Annotated in this window: 17 protein-coding genes; 6 read left to right on the forward strand and 11 right to left on the reverse strand. The window is 42.6% G+C overall.

Annotated elements, in window-relative coordinates; translation table 11 throughout:
- Positions 1–16 precede the first annotated feature (16 nt).
- The 6 genes from nudC to ACS8FB_RS03330 all read left to right on the forward strand — a co-directional run bounded on the left by nudC (position 17) and on the right by ACS8FB_RS03330 (position 5,275).
- A complete protein-coding gene (gene nudC, locus ACS8FB_RS03305) occupies positions 17–1,012 on the forward strand; it encodes an NAD(+) diphosphatase (protein ID WP_439260988.1) in 996 nt (331 codons plus the stop codon).
- Positions 1,013–1,149: 137 nt separating this feature from the next.
- Positions 1,150–2,028, forward strand: a complete 879-nt coding sequence (locus ACS8FB_RS03310; protein ID WP_439260989.1) for an RnfABCDGE type electron transport complex subunit B — start codon at positions 1,150–1,152, stop codon at positions 2,026–2,028.
- A 111-nt stretch (positions 2,029–2,139) separates the two neighbouring features.
- Positions 2,140–2,835 (forward strand): endonuclease III, encoded by a 696-nt coding sequence (gene nth / locus ACS8FB_RS03315; RefSeq protein WP_439260990.1) that lies wholly within the window; start codon positions 2,140–2,142, stop codon positions 2,833–2,835.
- A 252-nt stretch (positions 2,836–3,087) separates the two neighbouring features.
- On the forward strand, positions 3,088–4,254 hold the full coding sequence (metK, locus tag ACS8FB_RS03320) for a methionine adenosyltransferase (protein WP_439260991.1): 1,167 nt from the start codon (positions 3,088–3,090) through the stop codon (positions 4,252–4,254).
- Positions 4,255–4,288: 34 nt separating this feature from the next.
- Complete coding sequence (locus ACS8FB_RS03325) at positions 4,289–4,657, forward strand: DUF3144 domain-containing protein (protein ID WP_439260992.1); 369 nt, start codon at positions 4,289–4,291, stop codon at positions 4,655–4,657.
- A 276-nt stretch (positions 4,658–4,933) separates the two neighbouring features.
- Positions 4,934–5,275 carry a hypothetical protein gene (locus tag ACS8FB_RS03330; RefSeq protein WP_439260993.1) on the forward strand — a complete coding sequence of 114 codons (342 nt, stop codon included), beginning with the start codon at positions 4,934–4,936 and terminating at the stop codon, positions 5,273–5,275.
- Positions 5,276–5,377: 102 nt separating this feature from the next.
- Here the strand turns inward: ACS8FB_RS03330 and ACS8FB_RS03335 are convergent, their stop codons facing one another.
- The 11 genes from ACS8FB_RS03335 to prfB form a co-directional block, all read right to left on the reverse strand.
- Positions 5,378–7,030 (reverse strand): BCCT family transporter, encoded by a 1,653-nt coding sequence (locus ACS8FB_RS03335; RefSeq protein WP_439260994.1) that lies wholly within the window; start codon positions 7,028–7,030, stop codon positions 5,378–5,380.
- Between the two features lie 199 nt (positions 7,031–7,229).
- Complete coding sequence (locus ACS8FB_RS03340) at positions 7,230–8,858, reverse strand: BCCT family transporter (protein WP_439260995.1); 1,629 nt, start codon at positions 8,856–8,858, stop codon at positions 7,230–7,232.
- A gap of 152 nt (positions 8,859–9,010) precedes the next feature.
- The gene (locus ACS8FB_RS03345) at positions 9,011–10,663 is read right to left on the reverse strand and encodes a BCCT family transporter (RefSeq protein ID WP_439260996.1); all 1,653 of its coding nucleotides are present in this window, start codon (positions 10,661–10,663) and stop codon (positions 9,011–9,013) included.
- A 282-nt stretch (positions 10,664–10,945) separates the two neighbouring features.
- Entirely contained in the window at positions 10,946–12,187 is a 1,242-nt protein-coding gene (locus tag ACS8FB_RS03350; protein WP_439260997.1) for a PQQ-dependent sugar dehydrogenase, read from the reverse strand.
- A 137-nt stretch (positions 12,188–12,324) separates the two neighbouring features.
- Positions 12,325–14,922 (reverse strand): ATP-dependent chaperone ClpB, encoded by a 2,598-nt coding sequence (gene clpB / locus ACS8FB_RS03355; protein ID WP_439260998.1) that lies wholly within the window; start codon positions 14,920–14,922, stop codon positions 12,325–12,327.
- Positions 14,923–15,307: 385 nt separating this feature from the next.
- Entirely contained in the window at positions 15,308–17,281 is a 1,974-nt protein-coding gene (locus tag ACS8FB_RS03360; RefSeq protein ID WP_439260999.1) for an acyltransferase family protein, read from the reverse strand.
- A gap of 629 nt (positions 17,282–17,910) precedes the next feature.
- On the reverse strand, positions 17,911–18,702 hold the full coding sequence (locus tag ACS8FB_RS03365) for an SDR family NAD(P)-dependent oxidoreductase (RefSeq protein WP_439261000.1): 792 nt from the start codon (positions 18,700–18,702) through the stop codon (positions 17,911–17,913).
- 106 nt (positions 18,703–18,808) lie between these two features.
- Positions 18,809–20,512, reverse strand: a complete 1,704-nt coding sequence (locus ACS8FB_RS03370; RefSeq protein WP_439261001.1) for an AMP-binding protein — start codon at positions 20,510–20,512, stop codon at positions 18,809–18,811.
- A gap of 205 nt (positions 20,513–20,717) precedes the next feature.
- On the reverse strand, positions 20,718–21,836 hold the full coding sequence (locus ACS8FB_RS03375) for a DNA topoisomerase IB (RefSeq protein ID WP_439261002.1): 1,119 nt from the start codon (positions 21,834–21,836) through the stop codon (positions 20,718–20,720).
- 179 nt (positions 21,837–22,015) lie between these two features.
- Positions 22,016–22,300 carry a pyrimidine/purine nucleoside phosphorylase gene (gene ppnP, locus ACS8FB_RS03380; protein ID WP_439261003.1) on the reverse strand — a complete coding sequence of 95 codons (285 nt, stop codon included), beginning with the start codon at positions 22,298–22,300 and terminating at the stop codon, positions 22,016–22,018.
- A gap of 122 nt (positions 22,301–22,422) precedes the next feature.
- Positions 22,423–23,518, reverse strand: a protein-coding gene (prfB, locus tag ACS8FB_RS03385) for a peptide chain release factor 2 (RefSeq protein ID WP_299219459.1) whose coding sequence is annotated in 2 segments (ribosomal slippage) — positions 22,423–23,445 and positions 23,447–23,518 — 1,095 coding nt in all. Because the reading frame shifts where the segments join, the coding sequence is not laid out codon by codon here.
- Positions 23,519–23,571 lie beyond the last annotated feature (53 nt).

Genomic DNA, 23,571 nt, shown 5'->3' on the forward strand with positions numbered 1-23,571 from the left:
CTTTGGATAGCTATTTATGACCACCGCTTTTGTAATTGATAACGAGACTGTACTGTGCCGCTATACTGCAAAAGGCTGGTGGCCTGTGCAAGTTCCTGTTTTGGCTATTGAAAACGATACTGTCACAAAAGACCAAGCAGCAGAGTCATCAAGTAAGCTTTATCAGGTTGGCCGTGTTGAGTTACTGGCAAGCTTAGCAGCAAGTCACTGGGAAACAGGTGAATTACAAGAGTTGAATACTGATCCCGAGTCGATTGATGGCAATGATGTACCCGCTACCATTGCCATTACTTACGATTATGCGCAAACTCACGGCATTGCTATTCCTCACTTAACTGAAGACTCTCATAAGTCAACCGTATTGCAGACGCCATTGGCTGGTGCTGAAAAGATAGACTTTATTACTTATAGGCAGCTTATCACCCAACTGCCAGCAGCGCTCTCTACGCAGCTGAGTCAAGCGATTCAATTGCTGCGCTGGCAAGCAGATACTCAGTTTTGTAGTCGCTGCAGCGCGTCGGTTACGGTAGCCAAATTTGGTGAGCGTGCGATGGTCTGTCCAGTCTGCCGCTTACGCCAGTATCCACGAGTACAACCTTGTGTCATCACAGCCATCACTCGTCCAAACCCACAAACCGGCGAGATGCAAATACTCTTGGCACACCATCACCGCTATGGTCAACCAAGTACGCATCTTCAGTATGGACTGATTGCAGGTTTTGTAGAAGTGGGTGAAAGCTTAGAGCATGCGGTAGTACGTGAAGTCGCTGAAGAAGTAGGTATCTGCTTGACTGACATTCGCTACGTCAGCAGTCAACCATGGCCGTTTCCCTCAAACTTAATGCTAGGGTTTCGAGCGTCTTACACTAGCGGTCAGATAGTCATACAAGAAGATGAGCTCTCGCACGCCGACTTTTTTGATATCTCAAACTTACCAAAGATACCTTTTAAGGGCAGTATTGCTTATGATTTAATTGCACAAATTGCTCACGAACAAGGCATAATACTCTAGCTTTATAGAATATATTCGTGTGTAACCAATAGTATGCCATTATGAACAATCCTCTTTTATGATAGATTATCTATACTAGTCACGACCAATAGTAACTCTCGCCAATTCTTTACGCCAGTTTTAAGGCCTTTGATTAAATGCCCAGTAATATTCATACCCGTCTAACAAACCTGCCGATACTGTTTGATACATTAACTTTAGAGACGCTGCCAGCCGACACACAACAACAAATTGCGTATGTTGACTCGTGCCTGCCCCAGACACAATGTGGTCTTTGTGATCATCCCGACGGGTGTCTACCTTATGCTACCGCTATCGTCGTAAATGGTGAACCGCATAATAAATGTGTACCTGGTGGACAACCTGTCAGTGATGCCATTGGCCATATTTTAGACGCAGATCATGCTACTTTAGATACGGTCTTTTTACAAAGCCAAGACTCAAGTAACGAGCAAGAACGCTTGAGTGCTGTACCATCAAAGTGGCCAATAGACCCCACGACTGAGCGTCCGCACGAAGTACGCGCCATCATTCGTGAAGATGATTGTATTGGTTGTACGAAGTGTATCCCAGCCTGTCCGGTCGATGCCATCGTCGGTACTGGCAAACATATGCATACGATTTTTACAGACTTATGCACTGGTTGTGAGCTGTGTATTGCACCATGCCCTGTTGACTGCATCGATCTTGTGCCTATTGAGCGTGAATTGTCAGCAGCAGAGCGCACGCAAGAACAAAACGAGCTGCGACAACGTTATCACACGCATCTTAGGCGCGTCACCGAGCAACTGGCCGACAGTAATAATAGTAGACCTGTCGTCAGTATGGTAGAAGCCAAGCTAAATAACGCCAGCGCACAAGCGATTGACATTGACGAGCAGCAAGCAAAGAATACTATTGCTGCCGCCAAACTACGTACCAAAATCAAAAAACTAGAAAAACAGCTAAGCGTCCGTCCTAATCCGAAAAAAAGCGCTGAGTTGGCTATGTTGCAAGATCAACTGTCTCAGTTATAGTGTTAGTATTAGGGATAATTTGTCCGTATCCTGTTATCTTATTTGATCTAATTTAGTATCGACCTTAACCACTATTAACATCAACAGCTATAAAAATATTGTCTATATCCTATGAGTAAAACTGTCAAACACAAAACTGCAGACACACCGCCATCGAGACGATTGCCCAATCGTAACGTACGACCGTTCTTTGAGAAGTTGGCTGCTACTATTGACGATCCCATTACCGAATTAAACTATAGTAATAATTTTGAGCTACTTATCGCAGTCATACTCTCTGCACAAGCGACTGATGTGAGTGTCAATATTGCAACCCAGCAGCTATACCCTGTCGCCAATACTCCTGAGGCTATATTGGCATTGGGTGAAGAAGGTCTGAAATCTTATATCAAAAATATTGGCTTATATAATGCCAAAGCCAAAAATGTGATCAAAACCTGTCGCGATTTAATAGAGAAGTTTGACAGCACCATACCTGATAACCGTAAAGACTTAGAGTCGCTCGCTGGTGTGGGGCGCAAAACCGCTAACGTGGTCTTGAATACTGCCTTTGGACAACCAACTATGGCAGTCGATACGCATATTTTCCGTGTTAGCAATCGCACGGGGCTGGCTACTGGTAAGAACGTCTTAATAGTAGAGAAAAAGCTGGTCGAGCGTATTCCAGAAGACCTATTGGTTGACGCTCATCATTACCTCATTTTGCATGGGCGCTATACCTGTCAAGCGCGTACCCCTAAATGCGGAGCCTGTCCGGTTTATGAAGAATGTATGTTTAAGGACAAAGCTACGTTTGTAGAGATTTGAAATTCTTTATAGCTAGTATTGTCTAATAGAGATAACCCAACTCAAAGAAAAACAATACAGATAACTATTAGCAGAAATTTAGCCAGCTCGATGATTTTTACGATTGATAGCAACAATAGCTACACTAGAGTTTTCACTCGATTCACGGTAAAATGTGCTAATTTTTTGATTCACTTTTGCCTCTTATTTTCCGTTAACATTCAATTATGACTGATTTAGTAATGACAGTCCTTGCAATTAAGCGATCTAACTATGCGTGAATACAACTTATTTACATCTGAATCTGTAAGCGAAGGCCATCCTGATAAAATGGCCGACCAAATCTCAGACGCTATCCTTGACGCCATCTTACGTGAAGACATCCAAGCTCGCGTAGCATGCGAGACGCTGGTCAAAACTGGTGCAGTGATACTAGCAGGCGAAGTGACCACTACCGCCAACATTGATTTGGAGCGTATTGTACGTGATACGGTCAATGGTATTGGTTATCATCACTCAGATCTTGGTTTTGATGGTGAGACTTGCGCAGTGATCAATATGCTTGGCAAGCAATCACCTGAAATCGCTCAAGGTGTCGATCGTAACAGCCCAGAAGAGCAAGGCGCTGGTGATCAAGGCTTAATGTTTGGTTATGCTAGTAATGAAACCGATGTGTTAATGCCTGCTCCTATCGAGTTTGCACATCGTCTTATGGAGCGTCAGTCTGAGCTACGCCGTGCTGGTGACCTGCCTTGGTTACGTCCAGATGCAAAAGCACAAGTTACCTTAAAATATGATGGCAATCGTCCGACTGCAATTGATGCTGTGGTATTGTCTACTCAGCATGATCCAAGTATTTCGCAAAAAGATCTGCAAGAAGCAGTCATGGAATCTATCATCAAACAAGTACTGCCAGCCGACCTGTTGCATGCTGGTACTCGCTACCACATCAACCCAACTGGCAAGTTCGTTATTGGCGGACCTGTCGGTGATGCAGGCTTAACCGGACGTAAAATCATCGTCGATACCTACGGCGGTATGGCTCGCCACGGTGGCGGTGCCTTCAGTGGTAAAGACCCTTCAAAAGTCGATCGCAGTGCCGCTTATGCAGTACGTTATGTCGCCAAAAATATCGTCGCAGCAGGTTTGGCCAAGCGCTGTGAAGTACAAGTCAGCTACGCGATTGGAGTTGCTGAACCTACTTCTATATCAGTTAATACTTTTGGTACGAGTAAAATCAGTTCTGATGAAATCATTCGTCTGATTCGTACGCATTTTGACCTGCGCCCTTATGGCATTACCCAAATGCTAAACCTACTCCAGCCTATGTATCAACGCACAGCAACCTTTGGACATTTTGGACGCGTTGGCTCTGAGACTGCCTTTACTTGGGAAAAAACAGACAAAGCTGAATTGCTAAAAGCAGATGCAGGTCTATAAATCTATATTCAAATACACTCAATAGGAGTCGCTTATGTCTCAAGATAATATTGATAACAATGCTCAAAATCACAATGCTGAAGCATTGGCTGAAATCACCCCTGAAATGCAGGCATTTTATCAGCGTGCTGACGCCATCATTGGTGTTGCGAATAGCCAATTGGGTCCTGATGCTCATTCAGGGCAAGTCGGCGCTTCATTGCTTTATGCAGCTGCGCGTTATAGCGCTTCGGTCGCCTCTATTGGTTTTGTAAAGGGTGATGACTTTGCAAAAGAAAAAGACGATATCGTAGAGTTTTACGTTAAGCAGTACCGTCAGATGCTAAGTGACAATTTGACTGATTATGCACAAAACTTTGATAAATATGTTCAGCTCAATCAAGATGATAAGTCGTCTAAATAAACACCCTATTATCTAATCCGAAAATGAAAATCCCAGCCTATTTATAGACTGGGGTTTTTTATTGGCTATCTTTTTAACAGATGACTGACTACAATTAGACTAGTACTTAGGAAACTTAAGCTATTTAAGCTTAGGCCGTCTTTAACTTATAAAAGCAGATATAGCAGAAGAGTCTGCTTTATAACCGATTATTAGTTCATCCACTACAACAGGACGTTGTAGTTTTCATAAATTGCGACTTTCATACATTATGCTTTTCGTAAATAAGGACATCTTATGTTTAATAATAATTTTTGGACATCTTGGCGTTCATGCTTGTCGTTACTTGGAATATCTGTAGCGATGACAATAGCAGGCTGTAGTAATATTCCGAGTGTCGCCGAGCCCGACACTACTCCAATTCATACACCAGCCACTAATCAACCAGCACCCAGTGATAATCTATTTACTAAGTGCCCGCCTCACAACCCAGAGCAAAACATGTGTACCATGCAATACGACCCTGTTTGCGTTACTACTAAAGTTGGCTCGGTAGTCAGTTATCGTACGGCAGGTAATGCCTGCTCAGCCTGTGGCACAACTGCAGCGATAGGTTATGTACCAGGGAAATGTATCTAAACTTTTAATAGCCTTAAAAAATCTAGCGTTATACTTATAAAAAAACCCCAGCCTATTTATAAACTGGGGTTTTCTATTATTCGCGTCATTTTTACAATCTTACTAATCAGACTTGGTAACTTTAGGAGGACCTTTTAGCAAATGTTCATCACGGAACTCGTTTGCTGAGTTATGTTCTGCTGATTCTTCAGTGACAAACCACTGCTGATTGCGATATAACACCAGACGATCTCGGCTCAAGCCGCGAAGTAGCGCATACATCATGACCAGCATGACAATAGCAAAGGGAAACCCTGACACAATAGCTGCGGCCTGTAATGCCCCAAGTCCTCCCGCTGCTAACAATATCGCTGCAATCACACCTTCAGTCCCTGCCCAAAACAGGCGCTGAACCTTAGGTGGATTGGTATCACCGCCCGATGTCAACATATCGATGACGAAGCTGGCAGAATCAGATGAGGTCACGAACCATAGTACGATCATGACAATAATTAAGGCAGTTGCTGCTTGAGTAAAGGGATAGGTTTCCATCAATTTAAAGATAGCACTACCAGTATCTGCTTGTACTGCCTCAACCAGTCCAGGACTGGCTATGTCAGGACTGACTGCAGCCATTAGCTCCATGTGCACTGCCGACCCGCCGAAGGCTGTAAACCATAAGAACAATATGGTAACCGGAATCAGTAACACCCCTAATATGAATTCACGAATCGTGCGACCACGAGAAATACGGGCGACGAATACGCCAACAAACGGTGACCAGCTGATCCACCATGCCCAATAAAAGATTGTCCATGAAGATTGCCAGTTTTCTTGACCTTCATAAGACTCTGTCCATAAGGCTAGCGGAACAACTTGGTGCAGATAATTACCGATATTCTCTACAAAACTATTAAATATAAACTGCGTTGGACCTAAGATAATCACAAAGCTCAATAGCACAATAGTCAGAAAAATATTGATGTCACTTAAACGCTTAATACCTTTATCCAGTCCCATCAATAGCGACAGTCCAGCAAGCGCGGTAATAACCGCAATCAAGACAATCTGTACTGTGATGTTATTAGGAATGCCGAATAGACTCTCAAGACCAGAGTTGATCTGTAACACACCTAAGCCTAAGGTTGTGACCACCCCAAACATCGTGCCAAACACAGCCAACGTATCAACAGTATGACCCCAACGTCCATAAATTCTTTGACCTAATAATGGATAAAGCGTTGAGCGAATGGAGAGTGGTAAACCACGGCGATAGTGAAAATAAGCCAATGCTAAAGCCACCATGCCATAAATTGCCCACACATGGATACCGTAGTGTAAAAACGAGATATTCATCGCAAGCTTGGCAGATGCGACCGTCTCTCCTTCACCAAGCGGCGGTGCCATAAAGTGGTACAACGGCTCAGCCGTACCCCAGTAAAGCAAACCAATACCGATACCCGCTGAAAACAACATACCAATCCAAGAGATGAGTTTGTATTCTGGCTTTTCCATCTGATGTCCGAGCCTAATATCACCATATCGGCTAAATATTAGATAGATACTCATGACCACGGCTAAGTTGACTACCATAATAAAGAACCAGCCAAAACGCATTGAGATAAACGCTTTTGCTTGCCCAAACACTACGCTTGCCAGCTCATTAAAAAAGGCACCGAAGATAATAAACGCGATAATTAAAATCGCTGAAGACAAAAATACTGGTTTACTTACCCTTGGAAAAGGGCCCAATCGACCAACTTTAACGTGATCCATAGATTTTTCCAAAATTAAAAAAAACGATACCCTATCAAGATATTGCCTACTTATCAAACGCAGTGTCGTTACGGTTGAGTTTTCATCAAGAAAAGTTTGAAAGTAGCCTGACTCTATTCACTACTTTATTAACTAATAAAACCCCAATCTACGAATAGATTGAGGTTTTGTGTAGCGACGTGCAATTTTATACTATACTTTAATCACCCTTAGCAATCTCAGGTGGTCCTTCTAATAGTTCTTCATCAACGAACTCGTTAGCCGTATTGTGCTCGACCGACTCTTCAGTGATAAAGCGCTGCTCTGCACGGTACAATATAAGCTCATCACGATTGAATCCTCGTATCATAGCGTACAGCATGACAAAAACGACAACGGCAAACGGGAATCCTGCCACGATAGCAGCCGCTTGTAGGGCGCCTAAACCGCCCGCTGCCAGTAGAATAGCAGCAACAAAACCTTGAGTTATCGCCCAAAACAGACGTTGGATCTTGGGCGGATTGGTCTCACCACCTGCGGTTAGCATATCGATCACAAAACTTGCTGAATCTGAAGAGGTCACAAACCATAAAACAATCATGATGATGATCAACATCGTTGTGGCTTGCGTAAATGGATAAAATTCCATTAATTTGAAAATTGCATTTCCATAGTCATTTTGTACCACTTCAATGAACCCAGGATTGCCAATCAGCTCCATATTTACAGCCACACCGCCAAAGGTTGTGAACCAGAAAAACAGGATAACCATAGGAATAAATAATACGCCTAATAAGAATTCACGAATGGTACGACCACGGCTAATACGAGCGATAAACACGCCAACAAATGGTGACCAGCTAATCCACCAAGCCCAATAGAAAATAGTCCATGATGACTGCCAATCGCCCTTACTATAAGCTTCACTCCAAAAGCCTAATTGAACGATATTTTGTACATAGTTACCGACGTTTTCAACCAAGCTGTCCATAATGTATTGGGTTGGGCCCATAATAAAAGCAAACCCTAGCAGCACAAAGGTCAAAACAATATTGGTATCACTAAGACGCTTGATGCCTTTATCCAATCCCATTAATAAAGAACCACAGGCAAGCATAGTAATCAAAGCAATCAAGATAACTTGTACCGTTACCGAATTTGGTAAACCAAACAATCCTTCAAGCCCTGAGTTGATTTGTAATACACCAAAACCTAAGGTAGTTACTACACCAAACATCGTACCGAATACAGCCAACGTATCAACAGCATGGCCCCACCCGCCATAAATCCTTTTACCCAACAATGGATACAGACTTGAGCGAATAGAGAGTGGCAGACCACGGCGAAAGTGGAAGTATGCCAGGGACAACGCCACGATGGCATAAATAGCCCAAGCATGGATACCATAGTGCAAGAACGAGATGTTCATCGCTTGTTTGGCGGCCTCTACTGTCTCAGCTTCGCCAAGAGGTGGTGCCATAAAGTGATAAACAGGTTCTGCGGTGCCCCAGTACATGATACCGATACCAATACCTGCTGAGAACAACATGCCGATCCAAGATGGCAGACTATACTGTGGCCTTTCGGTCTGATGACCCAAGCGAATGTCACCATACTTACTAAAAATCAAATACAAACTTAACACCACTGCCACGTTCATTAAGATAACGAATAGCCAGCCAAATCGCCGAGTAATGAAACCCTGTGCTGCAGCAAATACTGAATCAGCCAGCTCATGAAACAGAGCGCCAAATATAATAAAACCCACGATCAAAACTGCCGAGGCAATAAAAACAGGCTTATTAACTCGTGGAAAAGGTCCTAGACGACCAATTTTGAGTTCACTCATAATACCTTCCTAAAATAGAGTTGTGCCACTATGTTTGGATATAAACAACCTATCAAACCTAAAAAATATATATAACCGCATAAAAATAGCCCTAAATGTGAGGGCTATCTGTGTATGAAAATTCTAATAATAACGATAACAGGTAATATAGATTAGTCACCTTTAGCAATCTTAGGCGGACCTTCCAATAGATTTTCATCAACGAACTCGTTCGCCGTATTATGATCTGCTGATTCTGCAGTAATGTAATACTGCTGAGCTCTATACAGTATCAATTGATCTCTACTTAAACCACGTAGTAGCGCGTACATCATCACAAATACGACTAAAGCAAATGGTAGACCTGCTACGATAGCTGCTGCCTGTAAAGCACTTAGTCCACCAGCTGCAAGTAAAACTGCAGCTATGACGCCTTCTGTACTTGCCCAAAATAAGCGCTGAATTTTTGGCGGATTGGTATCGCCACCGGCTGTTAGCATATCAATGACAAAGCTTGCCGAATCTGATGATGTTACAAACCAAAGTACAATCATAATGACAATTATAAAAGTAATCGGTTTGGTTAATGGGTAGTACTCGATCAGCTTAAAGATGGCACTACCAAAATCTGCTTGTACCGCTTCAACGAGTCCTGGACTAGCCAATGCAGGATCAATAGCAGCAAGCAACTCCATATGAATAGCAACGCCGCCAAAAGTCGTAAACCAAAAAAACAAGATTGTTATTGGTATTAACATGACCCCTAACACAAACTCACGAATGGTCCGGCCGCGACTAATACGGGCAATAAATATACCGACGAATGGCGCCCAACTCACCCACCACGCCCAGTAAAATATCGTCCATGAAGACTGCCAGTTTTCTTGACCTTCATAAGCTTCGCCCCACAGTCCTAATGGAACAAACACTGATAAATAGTTACCGACGTTTTCAAGGAAACTATCGAAGATAAATAACGTTGGTCCTAGAATAACCATAAAGCCAAGTAAGATGGCTGTCAGTCCGATATTGATATCACTTAGGCGTTTGATACCTTTATCCAAACCCATCAACACAGAAATAACGGCTAAAACCGTTATAAAAGCGATTAAAGCAATTTGTACTGTTAAACTATTAGGCGTACCAAATAATTTCTCAAGTCCTGAGTTTATTTGCAAAACCCCCAGACCCAAAGATGTTACAACACCAAACATTGTCCCAAATACTGCTAGGATATCGACAGCGTGCCCCCATCGACCGAAGATCTTTTTGCCTAATAACGGATAGAGCGTTGATCGAATTGATAGAGGTAAGCCGCGGCGATAATGAAAATAGGCGAGAGACAATGCAACAAACGCATACAGTGCCCAAGCGTGTAATCCCCAATGCAAAAAGGTAAAGTTGATAGCTTGTTTAGCCGTCTCTACGCTATTTGGCTCACCTAATGGGGGCGCCATAAAGTGGTATAAAGGCTCAGCGGTGCCCCAATAGATCAAACCAATACCGACACCCGCAGAAAACAACATGCCAATCCATGAGAATAGACTGTATTGTGGTGCCTCTGTTTGAAGACCCAAACGAATGTCACCATAACGGCTCATGGCTAAATAAATACATAACGCTAAAGCCAAGTTCATTAATAGAATAAAAAGCCAGCCAAACTTATCAGTAATAAAACCCTGCAAAAAACCAAAAAGAGTACCAGCAGTTTCAGTAAATAGCACTCCAAAGATAATAAAACCGACGATTAAAATACCTGACGTAATAAAAACGGGCTTACTCACTCGCGGAAACGGTCCCAATCTCTCAACTTTTACATGGTCCATCTGTAAATTTACCTTAATTTCCTGTGAGGCACACAATAACAAGATATTTCTTAACTATCAAATCTAATTCAACTACTTACAAGTTTGCAACTGACTGCAATACTGCGGATTAATGGCTTATAACCAGTTTAAAAACAGTAATAATAGTAAGAATTAAGCATCAATACCTCTTATTATTACAGATGTGTCTTAAAACATTCTACTTCTTTATATACTAACAATTAGGAATCATCGCAGCATTTATATGGCAAAAGTATATAAATCAAATAAAGAGGCATATTCTTATTTTGGTAAGAGTTGTAACAATCTACCGCTATCGCCATCTTCTAATACCCACACTTCACCATCGACTGTCAGAACATTACGAATACGAGCACCCATATCATAACGATAACGCTCAGACGCATCGCCTGTCTCTTTCATATCGACTACGATTAAAGCCTTGGATGATAAACCACTCATAAGCGCATCACCCTGCCATTCTGGAAAATTGTTTTGATTACCAGCGCTATAAATACTCATAGATGAGGGTGAAATAACCGGTGTCCATGTAATTTTAGGCGGCTCGAACTCAGGACGGGTGTCGTGATCAGGAATATCAGTACCCGAATAGTTACGGCCATTAGAAACCACAGGCCAGCCATAGTTATTGCCTTTTTTAATGAGATTAAACTCGTCACCGCCACGAGGTCCCATCTCATTGACCCACAATCTGCCTGACTCATCAAATGCCATACCAAGCACATTACGATGGCCTATTGTCCAAAACTGTGAAGCAATGTTGCGAGTATTGCCAGCAAATGGATTGTCTTTAGGGACAGACCCATCAGCATTTAGCCGAATTATTTTACCCAAATTAACGGTCATATCCTGTGAAGGGTCCTTTTTCTGACGCTCCCCTGAACTGATGTATAAATACTGTCCATCAGGAGAAAATAGTAATCGATGACTATAATGACCTTGTCCCTTTACTTTTGGGGTTTGCTGCCAAATAGGTGTGATAGCTTGCAAACTTGGCGAATCAGTGTCTAGCCCTACAAGTTTGGCTTTAACGACCTTAGCGCCAAATGTGTTATTGCCGGGACCGTCACCTGCTTCAACATAACTGATATATACCATCTTACTCGTTGCAAAATCAGGCGCTAACACAATATCTCCAAGACCGCCTTGTCCGCCATATGCCACACTTGGCACACCATCGACTTGTGTCTTATTGCTCGTTTGAGTATCAACGATAAAGAGCTCACCTGTTTTTTGGGTCACAAGTAGTTTGAGAGGGTCATTAGCTGTTTTTGGTAGCGCTGCCATTGCCCATGGCTCATTGAAGGTCGCAAACTCTTTAGTCGTAAATTCAGGTTTGTTGGTGCTTTTTTGCGCACTATTAGCAGCATCATCAGACGCTTTTATTGGTGGGGGCGTTGTATCAGTATTTAAGGTGGTTGAGTTAGAGCAAGCAGAGGCACTAAATAGTAATGCTACTATGCTCAAAGGTACATTGATACGTTTGGTAATGGTTGTCATCATATTCTCCCTATTGATCTGCTTTTATCTAATATAGCAAGTGAAAACACCGTCAAGGTACAAATTATGTTTTTAAATAAAAAAACCCCTTACCTGCTATTGCAAGTAAGGGGTCAGTTTTGTACTACACTTTAGCGTTATTAACTCATTCTAAGCTTATCAAAGGTGAGCTTATCATCTACATCTACGTCGACTTTGATAATGTCACCTGCGACAAAGTCACCTGCCAGCAGTTTTAATGACAATGGGTTTTCAATCTCTTGCTGGATAGCACGTTTTAGTGGACGTGCACCATATACTGGATCATAACCCACAGCGACCAACTGACTCATTGCTTCATCAGATAAGGTAATATCTAACTCACGATCTTGTAAGCGGCGACGCAAACGCTCTAGTTGGATATCAGCAATGCCGGCCATCTGTTCTTGACCGAGCGCATGGAACACTACGATCTCATCAATACGGTTGACAAACTCAGGACGGAAATGCTCACCAACTGAATCCATTACTGCCGCTTTGATGTCTTGGTAGTCTTCACCAACCATCTCTTGGATTTTATGTGAACCCAAATTACTGGTCATGATGATAACCGTGTTCTTAAAGTCTACCACCCGACCTTGCGAATCAGTCAAGCGCCCGTCATCCAATACCTGTAATAAGATATTAAACACATCTGGATGCGCTTTTTCTACTTCATCAAATAGCACAACACTATAAGGCTTGCGGCGTACAGCTTCGGTTAATGTACCGCCCTCTTCGTAGCCGACATAACCAGGAGGAGCACCTACCAAGCGACTGACACTGTGCTTTTCCATGAACTCACTCATATCGATGCGCACCATCGCCTCTTCACTATCAAATAAGAAGTTTGCTAGAGATTTCGTCAGCTCAGTCTTACCTACCCCTGTTGGCCCTAGGAACAAGAACGAGCCAGAAGGACGATTCGGATCAGACAAACCTGCCCGACTACGACGCACTGCATTAGCAACCGACTCAACTGCTTCGTCCTGACCAATAACGCGTTCGTGGAGTTTGTCCTCCATTGCTAGCATCTTATCGCGCTCACCTTGCATCATTTTACTGACCGGGATACCTGTCGCCGCGGCCACCACTTCAGCAATCTCATTATCAGTGACTTTATTACGTAGTAATTTTACGCCAGCAGGCTCACCTGTTTGCTCCTTTTGCTCAGCCAAGTCAGACTCATTGATACGGCGCTCAAGCTGCGGTATGGTTTCATACTGCAGTTTACTCATGGTCTCGTAATCGCCTTCTCGGCTTGCCTTATCATAAGCGATGCGCGTTTTGTCAAGCTCATCTTTGAGCTGTTGACTGCCTTTGACCAGCGCTTTTTCTGCTTGCCAGACTTCGTTAAGATCAGCGTATTCTTTTTCAAGCTCATCAATTTGCGTATCAAGCACTTTACGCTCAGCTCGTGCGCCAGCATCTTCTTCATTTTTGAGCACTTCGCGCTGCATTTTTAGCTGAATAAGACGACTATCAAGCTTACCTAGCGCTTCAGGTTTACTGTCCATCTCCATACGCAAACGACTGGCTGCTTCGTCTATTAAATCGATGGCCTTATCCGGCAGCTTACGATCAGTAATATAGCGATGACTCATACGCGCCGCCGCGATAATGGCGCTGTCTTGAATATCAACACCATGATGCAACTCATAACGCTCTTTGAGACCACGAAGAATAGCAATGGTATCTTCAACCGTCGGCTCATCAACCAATACCTTTTGGAAACGACGCTCAAGTGCAGCATCTTTTTCGATATACTGACGATATTCGTCCAAGGTCGTCGCCCCAACGCAATGTAGCTCACCGCGCGCCAATGCAGGTTTTAACATGTTCCCAGCATCCATCGCGCCATCCGTCTTACCGGCACCAACCATGGTATGCAGCTCATCGATAAACAAGATAACGTTACCTTCTTGTTTAGCTAAATCGCTCAGTACACCTTTGAGACGTTCTTCAAACTCACCGCGGAATTTTGCTCCAGCAATCAGTGCACCCAAGTCAAGCGACAGTACTTCTTTACGACGCAGACCCTCCGGCACGTCACCATTGATGATCTTTTGCGCTAGGCCTTCAACGATAGCCGTCTTACCGACACCTGGCTCACCAATGAGCACTGGGTTGTTTTTGGTACGGCGTGATAGCACCTGAATGGTACGGCGAATCTCCTCATCGCGGCCGATGACTGGGTCGAGCTTGCCAAGCTCTGCCTGCTCGGTTAGATTAATCGTATACTTATTAAGGGCATCACGCTGATCTTCAGCGTTTTGATTATCTACTTTGTCGTTGCCACGTAACTGCTCGATAACTACTTTTAACTTATCAGCAGTCACCCCTGCACTCTCAAATATCTTTTTGGTCTCGCCCTGTTCAGCCAGTGCCAATATGACCCATTCAGTAGCAATAAAATCATCACCCGCTTTTTGCGCTTGACGATCTGCAAGATTTAGAATTTTGACCGAGTTTGGATTTAGATTGACATCTCCTGTCGGCTCGCTAATTTTGGCTTGATTGTCTAACGCTTTTGCTACACCATTTTTTAGTGCAGGAATAGAGGCACCTGCCTGCTGACAGATAGACAAATTGGACTCATCCTGCAGCAGTACGGCAAGCAAATGCACTGGATCGATACCAGTATTATCACGTCCTAACGCTAGGCTTTGCGCCTCTTGAATGGCGGCTTGCAGCTTTTGCGTAAACTTCTCAAATCTCATAGTATTATCCTTTTATAATTCATATTTTTAACAGTTTTTATAATGGGCTTATAATATGGCCCTTCTGTTTGTCTGCTATGTATATGCGGGATATCGGATTGTATTTCAACTAAATATATTTAGTGTCAACACCAGATAATGACTTATTGGTAATAGTGCTCACATATACCAACTACAATGGCTTTGTTTTAAACCTTGCCAGTAGTAATGATATTACTTATAGGCTATCAATTGGTGTGTTGTATAGCTATTTCAAGAGAAGAATATGGTAAGAAGAAATTATAAAATCTACGGCTCTAGAGGCTGTTAACACAAAAAAGCCCAAAGCGTTGATTTAACCAATGCGCTGGGCTCTTTCTGTATTAACTTAACATTTTGAATATTTTTAGCTGACCGTAGATAACGCTTCTTTTAATTTATCTTCAAAGGTATCTTTTATAAAGTGTGCATACTCTATACTGATGTGTTCTGCATCACGATACATTATTTTTCCAGAAAAAGTAGTCGGGCATTTTTCGGCGGTACAGAACATATCTGACATATCAATACCTGTAATAATGTCTTGATACTCTATAGTAGGATCAGTTGGCAATAGAGCCTCAGTCCGGTCTATGACACACGCATCTGTATCTGCTGCGTTCCTACTTCTATGTAAGCAGTCTGGTACATCAAAACCAAAGCGTGGATTGTCTCTTATCCCAATCACATCTATTTCGTTGTCAGAGATTACTTTCCAAGTATCAATATAAGATTGAGGGATAAACTCTTTTTGGTCTACTACGGTTCTAGTAGAATTGGTGATGACAGCATGAGGCGCTATCTCTATGATTTTTTCAACCGCCTCCTCATTCCATATGTGACAAGATTCGTTAGACTCTTCTACCACTCCTAAAGGACAACCCGCTTTTGTCATATTGATCACTTTAAAGTTATTCTCTTTACCGATGCTGTCTAGTGCGGTGATCCATTGTACTGCATGAGAGCCTCCTGCCAGTACTATCTCACGATCAGATGACAAGTCTCCAAAATCGCAAGTAGTCACCTCCTCTCCATCCATAGATTGATTGCAACCAGCAGCATAGGCAGCAGGGACCCTTTGCTTTATCGTAAGCAGACGTTCACGATCTGGTTTGAAGCTTTCATTTTCTAAGTAAATTTTATCACCTGTAAATGGTTCAATAGATTTTTGTTCCAATTCTATTTTAGCGCTTTCAGTAGTAGAGACGACTTCGTGTCTAAAAGCGAAAGCCGCTACCATCACAGGTAAGAAAAATAGAATTCCGATTGAAAAATTCACCAGTACTTTTTCTCTTGGTATTCTTCTAAAAGGAGATTCTATTTTTTTGCTGGTAAAGTAAGCCAAAATCGTAGATACGCTCATGATCATTAGCCCTTGTATCAGACTAATAGACTCATAACCAAAATATTCTTTATAAAATATTAGGATAGGCCAATGCCATAGATAGATAGTGAAAGATATCCCCCCTAAGAATACTAGGAATTTATTGGACAATAGCTTGTTTACAACGCCCTGACCACCGACACCTGACATAATAATAAAAACTGCACCAAGTACAGGAATTAAAGATATAGGACCTGAAAAATTTGCGCCTCTAGGTATAAAGATTGCACCGCCAATAATCAAAGCAATACCTAAGATGCCTAAAATCTGTCTATATTTTATTTTTTTGGCATTGGATATTAAAAGAAACGAGAGTGAACCGAAGAAAAACTCCCAAATTCTAGACAATGGATTGAAGTAACTCATTGCTGGATCGTCTTTGACCAGCATAGTAGCGTAGGCAAAGGATGCCAGTATAATAACAATTATTCCCAAAAAAAGAGGCGTAGATGTTTGTCTTTTCTTCGCAAAATAAGCAAGAGGAATCAAAACCAGTGGAAAGACCACATAAAACTGCATTTGAATAGACAGCGCCCAAAACTGCTGAACCGGGCTTGGCGGTCTACCAGTAGATAGATAATCGACAGAAAGCCTAATTAACTGGATATTTTCAAGATGCAAGGCACTGGCGATGATCTCATGTAACACGGTATATATAAGAACTGGCGATGAGATAAAGTAGCTGGCAATAAGTGTCGCTGCAAGTACAATATATGCTGATGGCGCGACTCTTTTTATAACGCCGCCCCAAAAAGGAAACGGACTTACCGTACCATTTAAAAAATAGCCTTTTAATACTATTGAAGCCATTAAGAATCCGGAAACGACGAAAAATACATCAACCCCACCTGATACCTTATTAAACCAGATATGGAACACCATGATGATAATAGCCCCTATGGCCCTCAGTCCTTGAATGTCGTTTCGATACTCATGGTGGGTATACTTTTCAAACACGGGTTCCTCTCTATATTCAGATAAGCGATTATAGACAATAGCACAGAAATACTAAAAGGGAAGAGGTAACATAAAATAGTCTAGATATACGGTACTATAACGTTGATATATGGTTCTGTAATAGGGTAATAATAATCTCCATAGCTGGTTTTATCGTTGAAGAAGTGACTTTAAAGTCGCTTTATTGATGAGTTGAAATGATAAATTATAGATAGTAATTATCAATAAGAGTCAATAGCCACAAGGCGTGCACAGAATTAAGAACAAACCTTTGATTTATAAGGACTTTATCCACAATTGTGTTATAAGAGTAGCTTTAGAAAGATAGAAGAGTATCTTTTGGCAGTTAATGCTATTGACCTGGACTGTTGAAACTGCATTTACATCAACAATCAGAATTCATCCAATTTAGATAAAAGATGAACTTATAACGAGTAATTTGGAGAAAAATACAGAGAGATGACAAGCGCTTTACTCTTAATCGATATTTATTGGGCAACCATATTACTATATCGACCAATCTTGCATCTATTATAAATAGCAAAGCGCTATGCTAAATGTTGTGTCTTTTTTATAAATAAGAAATTTATATCAAGGAGTTATCGGATTTTACAGCCAATTAATACAGATTAAACCATACGAATGGCACCATCCAGGCGAATGACTTCTCCATTTAAGTAAGCATTATCAATAATGTGAGTGACCAGTTTGGCAAACTCATTAGGAGCGCCCAAACGTTTAGGATAAGGAACGCCCGCCTCTAACTGCTCACGCGCTTTTTCAGGAATGGTATCCATCATAGGTGTTGCAAAGACCCCAGGCGCGATCGTCATGACGCGAATACCGTGACGGGCCAGCTCACGCGCGAGTGGCAAGGTCAAACCGACCACGCCCGCTTTAGATGATGCATAGCTTGCTTGCCCTACTTGCCCATCAAAAGCAGCGATAGATGCCGTATTGATAATGACACCATTGTCAGCGTTCTTTTCTGCCACGCTCTCTGTATCACTGTTGTTCGCTATGCGCTTAGCAATGGAAGCTGCGACCAAACGTGCCACGTTAAAAGAGCCAACAAGGTTGATATTAACCCCGCGACTAAAGGCATCAAGCTCCGCTGGATTATTTCCGCGATCGAGCAGTTTTTGTACGACAGCGATACCTGCGCAGTTGATAGATCCTTGCAACCCGCCGAATGCTTCTTCGGCTTTATTGACAGCCGCCTGTACCTCTTCGCCACTGGTGATATCACAGCGTACAAAACGAGCATTATCACCCAGCTCCTCGACCAATGCTTGTCCGGTCGACTCATTCAAATCAGCGATAACGACTTTGCCGCCTTCATTAACGATGGCACGAACGACTGCCTCACCCAGTCCTGATGCACCACCGGTGACTAAAAAGCTGTGTTGTTGAATTTGCATTGTTATTCCTTAACCATTTAAGATTTAGTATTTTTAGTTAAAATGTTGGAAAATTTTAGTTGAAAGTATTAAAAATCTTGACAATTAAGCCTGTTCATTTAGTAGCTTATTCAGCAGTCAAACTACGTAATAAAAAGCGCTGAATCTTGCCACTTGGCGTTTTTGGTAATGCTGTAACAAACTCAATCTCACGTGGATAAGCATGGGTTGATAAACGCTTACGTACCAAGTCTTTAATTTGCTGGGCAATCTCGTCACTGCCTTCGATGCCGTCTTTTAGCACCACATAGGACTTAATATTGTGTCCGCGCACCTCATCAGGGACACCGACGGCGGCCGACTCAGCAACAGCTTCATGTTCTAATACAGTGTTTTCAACATCAGTTGGACCGACACGGTAACCTGCCGTCGTAATGATGTCATCGTCACGCCCTGAGAACCAATAGCTGCCATCACTATGGCGCTCGACCACATCTCCTGTCAGATAATAGTCTTCAAAGAATGCCTGTTTTTCGTTCCAGCTATAACCACGGAAATAAAACGCTGGCGATTGACTGACTACAACTGCTAGCTGGCCTTGCTCGCCATCAGGCAATACTTGCATATCATCATCCAACACGACGAGGGTATGTCCTGGCAGAGCCATACCCATCGATCCGACTGGGCATTCATGTTCTAACGCATGGTGTTCACAGCAGGTCATTCCGGTCTCTGTCTGCCCATATTGATCGCAGACTTGGCAGCCTAAATGGTTTTGCACCCAGCTTACTACTTCAGTATTTAAAGTCTCACCTGCTGAGTTGGCACAGCGTAATGATAATGTCGAAGGATTATTATCAGTGATTTCTTCAAAGACACCGCTTGATTTCATCATGCGAAATGCCGTTGGTGAAGAAGCTAAGTTGGTAATCTTATGACGCACCATAAAGTCGCGCGTATTGGTCGCATCAAAACCCGCTTCATTAAAATAAGTCGTGACACCTAATAGTAGAGGTCCGGTAATCGCATAATACAAACCGTACGCCCAGCCTGGATCTGCCATATTCCAGTAGTTATCACTCTCGCGTAGATCAATCGCATAGCGCATATATAGATAAAAAGCTGGCAACGCGGCTAATGGAACACTGACGCCTTTTGACTTGCCAACGGTCCCTGAGGTAAACATCTGCAAAAATGACGCATCTGTATCTAACAAGATTGGTTCTATCTCTTGCGACTGTGTTGCTATCATCTCGTTATAATTGTCGTCACCCCAAGCCTTACTATCAGCTGCACTACCGATAAAGACCATTTTGGTCTGCTCAGCCAAATCTTCAAACTTGCTACGATTATCAGCGTTAGTGAAAACTACTTTGGTGTTAGCTTTGTCCATCCGGTACTTAATTGAATCATAGCCAAAAGCGGTAAATAGAGGCTGATATATCGCACCTAAACGCCAAGTTGCCAGTACAATGATTAATAACTCAGGCGTACGCGGTAGCATGGTGGCTACTTGGTCACCGACTTGCACGCCATAAGACTGTAATAAGCTGGCTACCTGTGCGCTGGCTTTATCTAACTCACCAAAACTCATGCGCGTTACATTGCCCGCAGTATCTTCGTGTACCAGCGCGATATTATCAGCACGGCCGTCACGCACATGACGGCCACAGCAGGCCATATAAGCATTAAGCCGATCGTCCAGATGCTCACCAAAGATTTCTGTTAACAACGCCTCCATGTCAAAATTATTATAATAATCAGCATAGCTTGTTAAAGTGTTTGAAGTAATGTTTTGAGATGAATTGGTATTTGAAGATGAGGTAGTCATGAGCTAATCCTTTAGCGATTTATAAATAAAGAGCAACGGCTCAAGTCGGATCTGTGTTAATTTTAATAGCAAAACGGTCCTATCCTATAGACCGTCTCTTATTCTTACATTTAATATAATCTATTAGTAACGCATTTCTATGTTTATTTCAATACATAACGTATCATTTTTACGATTAAATGCAAGCTTTCTAATAGCTATAAATTCATTCTAATGTACTTAAAAACCCAAGTAACGCTTTCTCTTCACAGCGTTGATATTCTTTAGTACGTCCACGACGTGCTTGTTTATAAGTCTCAAAAAACTCTCCCGCTAAAAACTTCTCAAGAATGACAGGATGAATATAGGAGGCTCGGCATACAGCGGGTGTATTGCCTAGCTCATCCGCCACATCTTTGACCATCTCTGTAATGAGCTGTTGGCGCTCGTCGCTTTCAGGCGCACTTGTCAGTATCTCCTTGCCTACTGACGTTTGCAGCTCATCGTAAAGGTAGCTGGCCGCCAGCACACTTGCCATCCATGTGCGAAAGTCCTTTGCGCTATACATCTTGCTTTCACAATCATTGTCGCAAGTGTGCATCCGTAAATAGTCATTAATATCTGCACTATCAACGACTTGCTTATCGCCATTGTCATCCAAATATTTGAAAATCTGATAACCGGGCAGCTCACTACATGCCTGTACAATGTCAATTAAACGCTCGTCCTGCAACTCAATATGGTGCTCTTTGGCACTTTTACCGACAAAATCAAATGCCAGCCCGTTGTCTGTTTCGCTCACGTGCTTACTGCGTAACGTACTGAGACCATAGCTTTTATTGAGTTTAGCATAGCGACTATTGCCAATACGAATCAAGGTCGTCTCAAGCAATTTGACAACTGCAGCCAATACATTTTCTCGTGACAATGGTTCAGCTTCTAAATCTTTTTCGACTTGTGCACGTAGGTTTGGTAGTGCTTCTGCAAAACCTATCATGGCATCAAACTTAGCCTGATCACGGATATTATTCCATGATGGATGATACAAATACTGCTTACGTGCTTTGTCATCGCGACCCGTTGATTGCAGATGGCCTTTGTCATCTTGGCATATCCAAACCTCTGACCACATCGGTGGAATAACCAAAGCATCAAAACGCTTGCGCAAAGCTTTGTCCTTCACAGTCTTGCCAGTCGCATCACGATAGGTAAACCCGCGCCCCCAACGTCTACGTGTAAATCCAGGTTCATCGTCGCTCACATAGCGCAGATTAGCACGGCGCGCTAAATGTTCGTAATCATGACGTGTGTTTTCCATAATTGCTTGCTGGTTTTCCTTTGCCATAAAACAGTACGCCTATTGAAAGTTATTGTTTTAGCATAATTAACTGTGATTATTTTTGCTGTTTACTTGCCACAGATAAAGTGTAATGCTGTGTAAAATCTAGCTTATTGAACACCCATAAAAAAACGCCAAGCGTTAAACACTTGGCGTTAATTATTCTAATACGAATCTAAAAGCCACTATTTACCATAAGTGCATAAATAAGCCGTTTCTACTTCAACTTTGACATTAAACTTCTTATTGGCTTCAATAGTAAATTGCTCGCCAGCATTAAACGTTTGCCATTCATCGTTCTCTGGCAGCTTTACCGTCAACGCTCCACTAACGACTGTCATGGTTTCAAATTCGCTAGTGCCAAATTCGTACTCACCAATGCTCATGACACCGACAGTAGCTGGCTTAGTCGCCGTTTGGAAGGCAATAGAAGTGACTTTATCATCAAAATAATTATTTACGCTTAGCATAATTTTTCCTTAAGTAATTTTTGTTTTGTTACCCAACTATCAACCTTATGAATTGCTGTAGGCGGTGGCTACGTCAAAAAGAGTAGAGAATTAAGAGTAGGGATTTATTCTTAAAAACACCCCTACAGTCCAGCTTTTAGGCTCGCTTCGATAAACTGATCGAGGTCACCATCTAGTACCGCACCGGTATTAAAGGTTTCAACACCGGTACGCAAGTCTTTGATACGTGAGTCATCCAGCACGTATGAGCGAATTTGACTGCCCCAACCGACATCAGATTTGTTATCTTCAACCGCTTGTTGCGACTCCATACGTTTTTGCATCTCAAGCTCATAAAGCTTAGCACGTAGCATTTTCATCGCAGTGGCCTTGTTACCATGTTGGCTACGCTCATTTTGACAAGTCACGACTACGCCACTTGGCTCGTGAGTAATACGTACCGCAGAATCCGTGGTGTTCACGTGCTGACCACCCGCGCCCGATGAACGATAAGTATCAATACGCAAATCCGCTGGATTAATATCAATCTCGACATTATCATCGATTTCAGGCGAAACAAAAACAGCAGCAAATGAGGTATGACGGCCATTATTACTATCAAATGGTGATTTACGGACTAAGCGATGCACGCCAATTTCGGTACGTAACCAACCAAACGCATAATCGCCCTTGATTTCAATCGTGGCTGACTTGATACCAGCGACGCTACCTGACGACACCTCAATGACATCGACTTTAAAGCCATGCGCCTCTGCCCAGCGCGTATACATGCGCAGTAGCATTTCGGCCCAATCTTGCGCTTCGGTGCCGCCGCTGCCCGACTGTATATCTAAGTAGCAGTTATTTGGATCCATCTCACCGCTAAACATGCGACGAAACTCTAAGTCCGCAACGCGCTTCTCCGCATCGTCGAGCTCGGCTTGTACATCAGCAAGCAACGATTCATCTTCTGCTTCTACTGCCAGCTCCAGCATGGCAGATGCATCTTCTAAGGTGGTCTCAAGCGAAACCACGACATCGATGACCCCATCAAGTTGGCTTTTTTCTTTGTTAATCTTAGTGGCACGCTCGGGGTCATTCCATAGCTCAGGGTTTTCCAATTCTAAATTGACTTCTTCTAAGCGTTCTTGCTTACCATCGAAGTCAAAGATACCTCCGCAAGTCCTGCCCACGCTCAGATAGATCCTTGATTTGTTCCTGATACGGATTGATTTCCATAGGTTTTCCTGTTTCGTTAATATTAAATATAGTTAATCTTAAATAAAAAGAGT

It is taken from the genome of Psychrobacter sp. 1U1, from assembly GCF_051847535.1.
Lineage (GTDB): Bacteria > Pseudomonadota > Gammaproteobacteria > Pseudomonadales > Moraxellaceae > Psychrobacter > Psychrobacter saeujeotis.

What these genes read in the sequence shown, in the direction of transcription:
- nudC (WP_439260988.1), top strand. Translation starts at nt 17, where the DNA reads ATGACCACCGCTTTTGTAATTGATAACGAGACTGTACTGTGCCGCTAT.
- ACS8FB_RS03310 (WP_439260989.1), top strand. Translation starts at nt 1,150, where the DNA reads ATGCCCAGTAATATTCATACCCGTCTAACAAACCTGCCGATACTGTTT.
- nth (WP_439260990.1), top strand. Translation starts at nt 2,140, where the DNA reads ATGAGTAAAACTGTCAAACACAAAACTGCAGACACACCGCCATCGAGA.
- metK (WP_439260991.1), top strand. Translation starts at nt 3,088, where the DNA reads ATGCGTGAATACAACTTATTTACATCTGAATCTGTAAGCGAAGGCCAT.
- ACS8FB_RS03325 (WP_439260992.1), top strand. Translation starts at nt 4,289, where the DNA reads ATGTCTCAAGATAATATTGATAACAATGCTCAAAATCACAATGCTGAA.
- ACS8FB_RS03330 (WP_439260993.1), top strand. Translation starts at nt 4,934, where the DNA reads ATGTTTAATAATAATTTTTGGACATCTTGGCGTTCATGCTTGTCGTTA.
- ACS8FB_RS03335 (WP_439260994.1), bottom strand. Translation starts at nt 7,030, where the DNA reads ATGGATCACGTTAAAGTTGGTCGATTGGGCCCTTTTCCAAGGGTAAGT.
- ACS8FB_RS03340 (WP_439260995.1), bottom strand. Translation starts at nt 8,858, where the DNA reads ATGAGTGAACTCAAAATTGGTCGTCTAGGACCTTTTCCACGAGTTAAT.
- ACS8FB_RS03345 (WP_439260996.1), bottom strand. Translation starts at nt 10,663, where the DNA reads ATGGACCATGTAAAAGTTGAGAGATTGGGACCGTTTCCGCGAGTGAGT.
- ACS8FB_RS03350 (WP_439260997.1), bottom strand. Translation starts at nt 12,187, where the DNA reads ATGATGACAACCATTACCAAACGTATCAATGTACCTTTGAGCATAGTA.
- clpB (WP_439260998.1), bottom strand. Translation starts at nt 14,922, where the DNA reads ATGAGATTTGAGAAGTTTACGCAAAAGCTGCAAGCCGCCATTCAAGAG.
- ACS8FB_RS03365 (WP_439261000.1), bottom strand. Translation starts at nt 18,702, where the DNA reads ATGCAAATTCAACAACACAGCTTTTTAGTCACCGGTGGTGCATCAGGA.
- ACS8FB_RS03370 (WP_439261001.1), bottom strand. Translation starts at nt 20,512, where the DNA reads ATGACTACCTCATCTTCAAATACCAATTCATCTCAAAACATTACTTCA.
- ACS8FB_RS03375 (WP_439261002.1), bottom strand. Translation starts at nt 21,836, where the DNA reads ATGGCAAAGGAAAACCAGCAAGCAATTATGGAAAACACACGTCATGAT.
- ppnP (WP_439261003.1), bottom strand. Translation starts at nt 22,300, where the DNA reads ATGCTAAGCGTAAATAATTATTTTGATGATAAAGTCACTTCTATTGCC.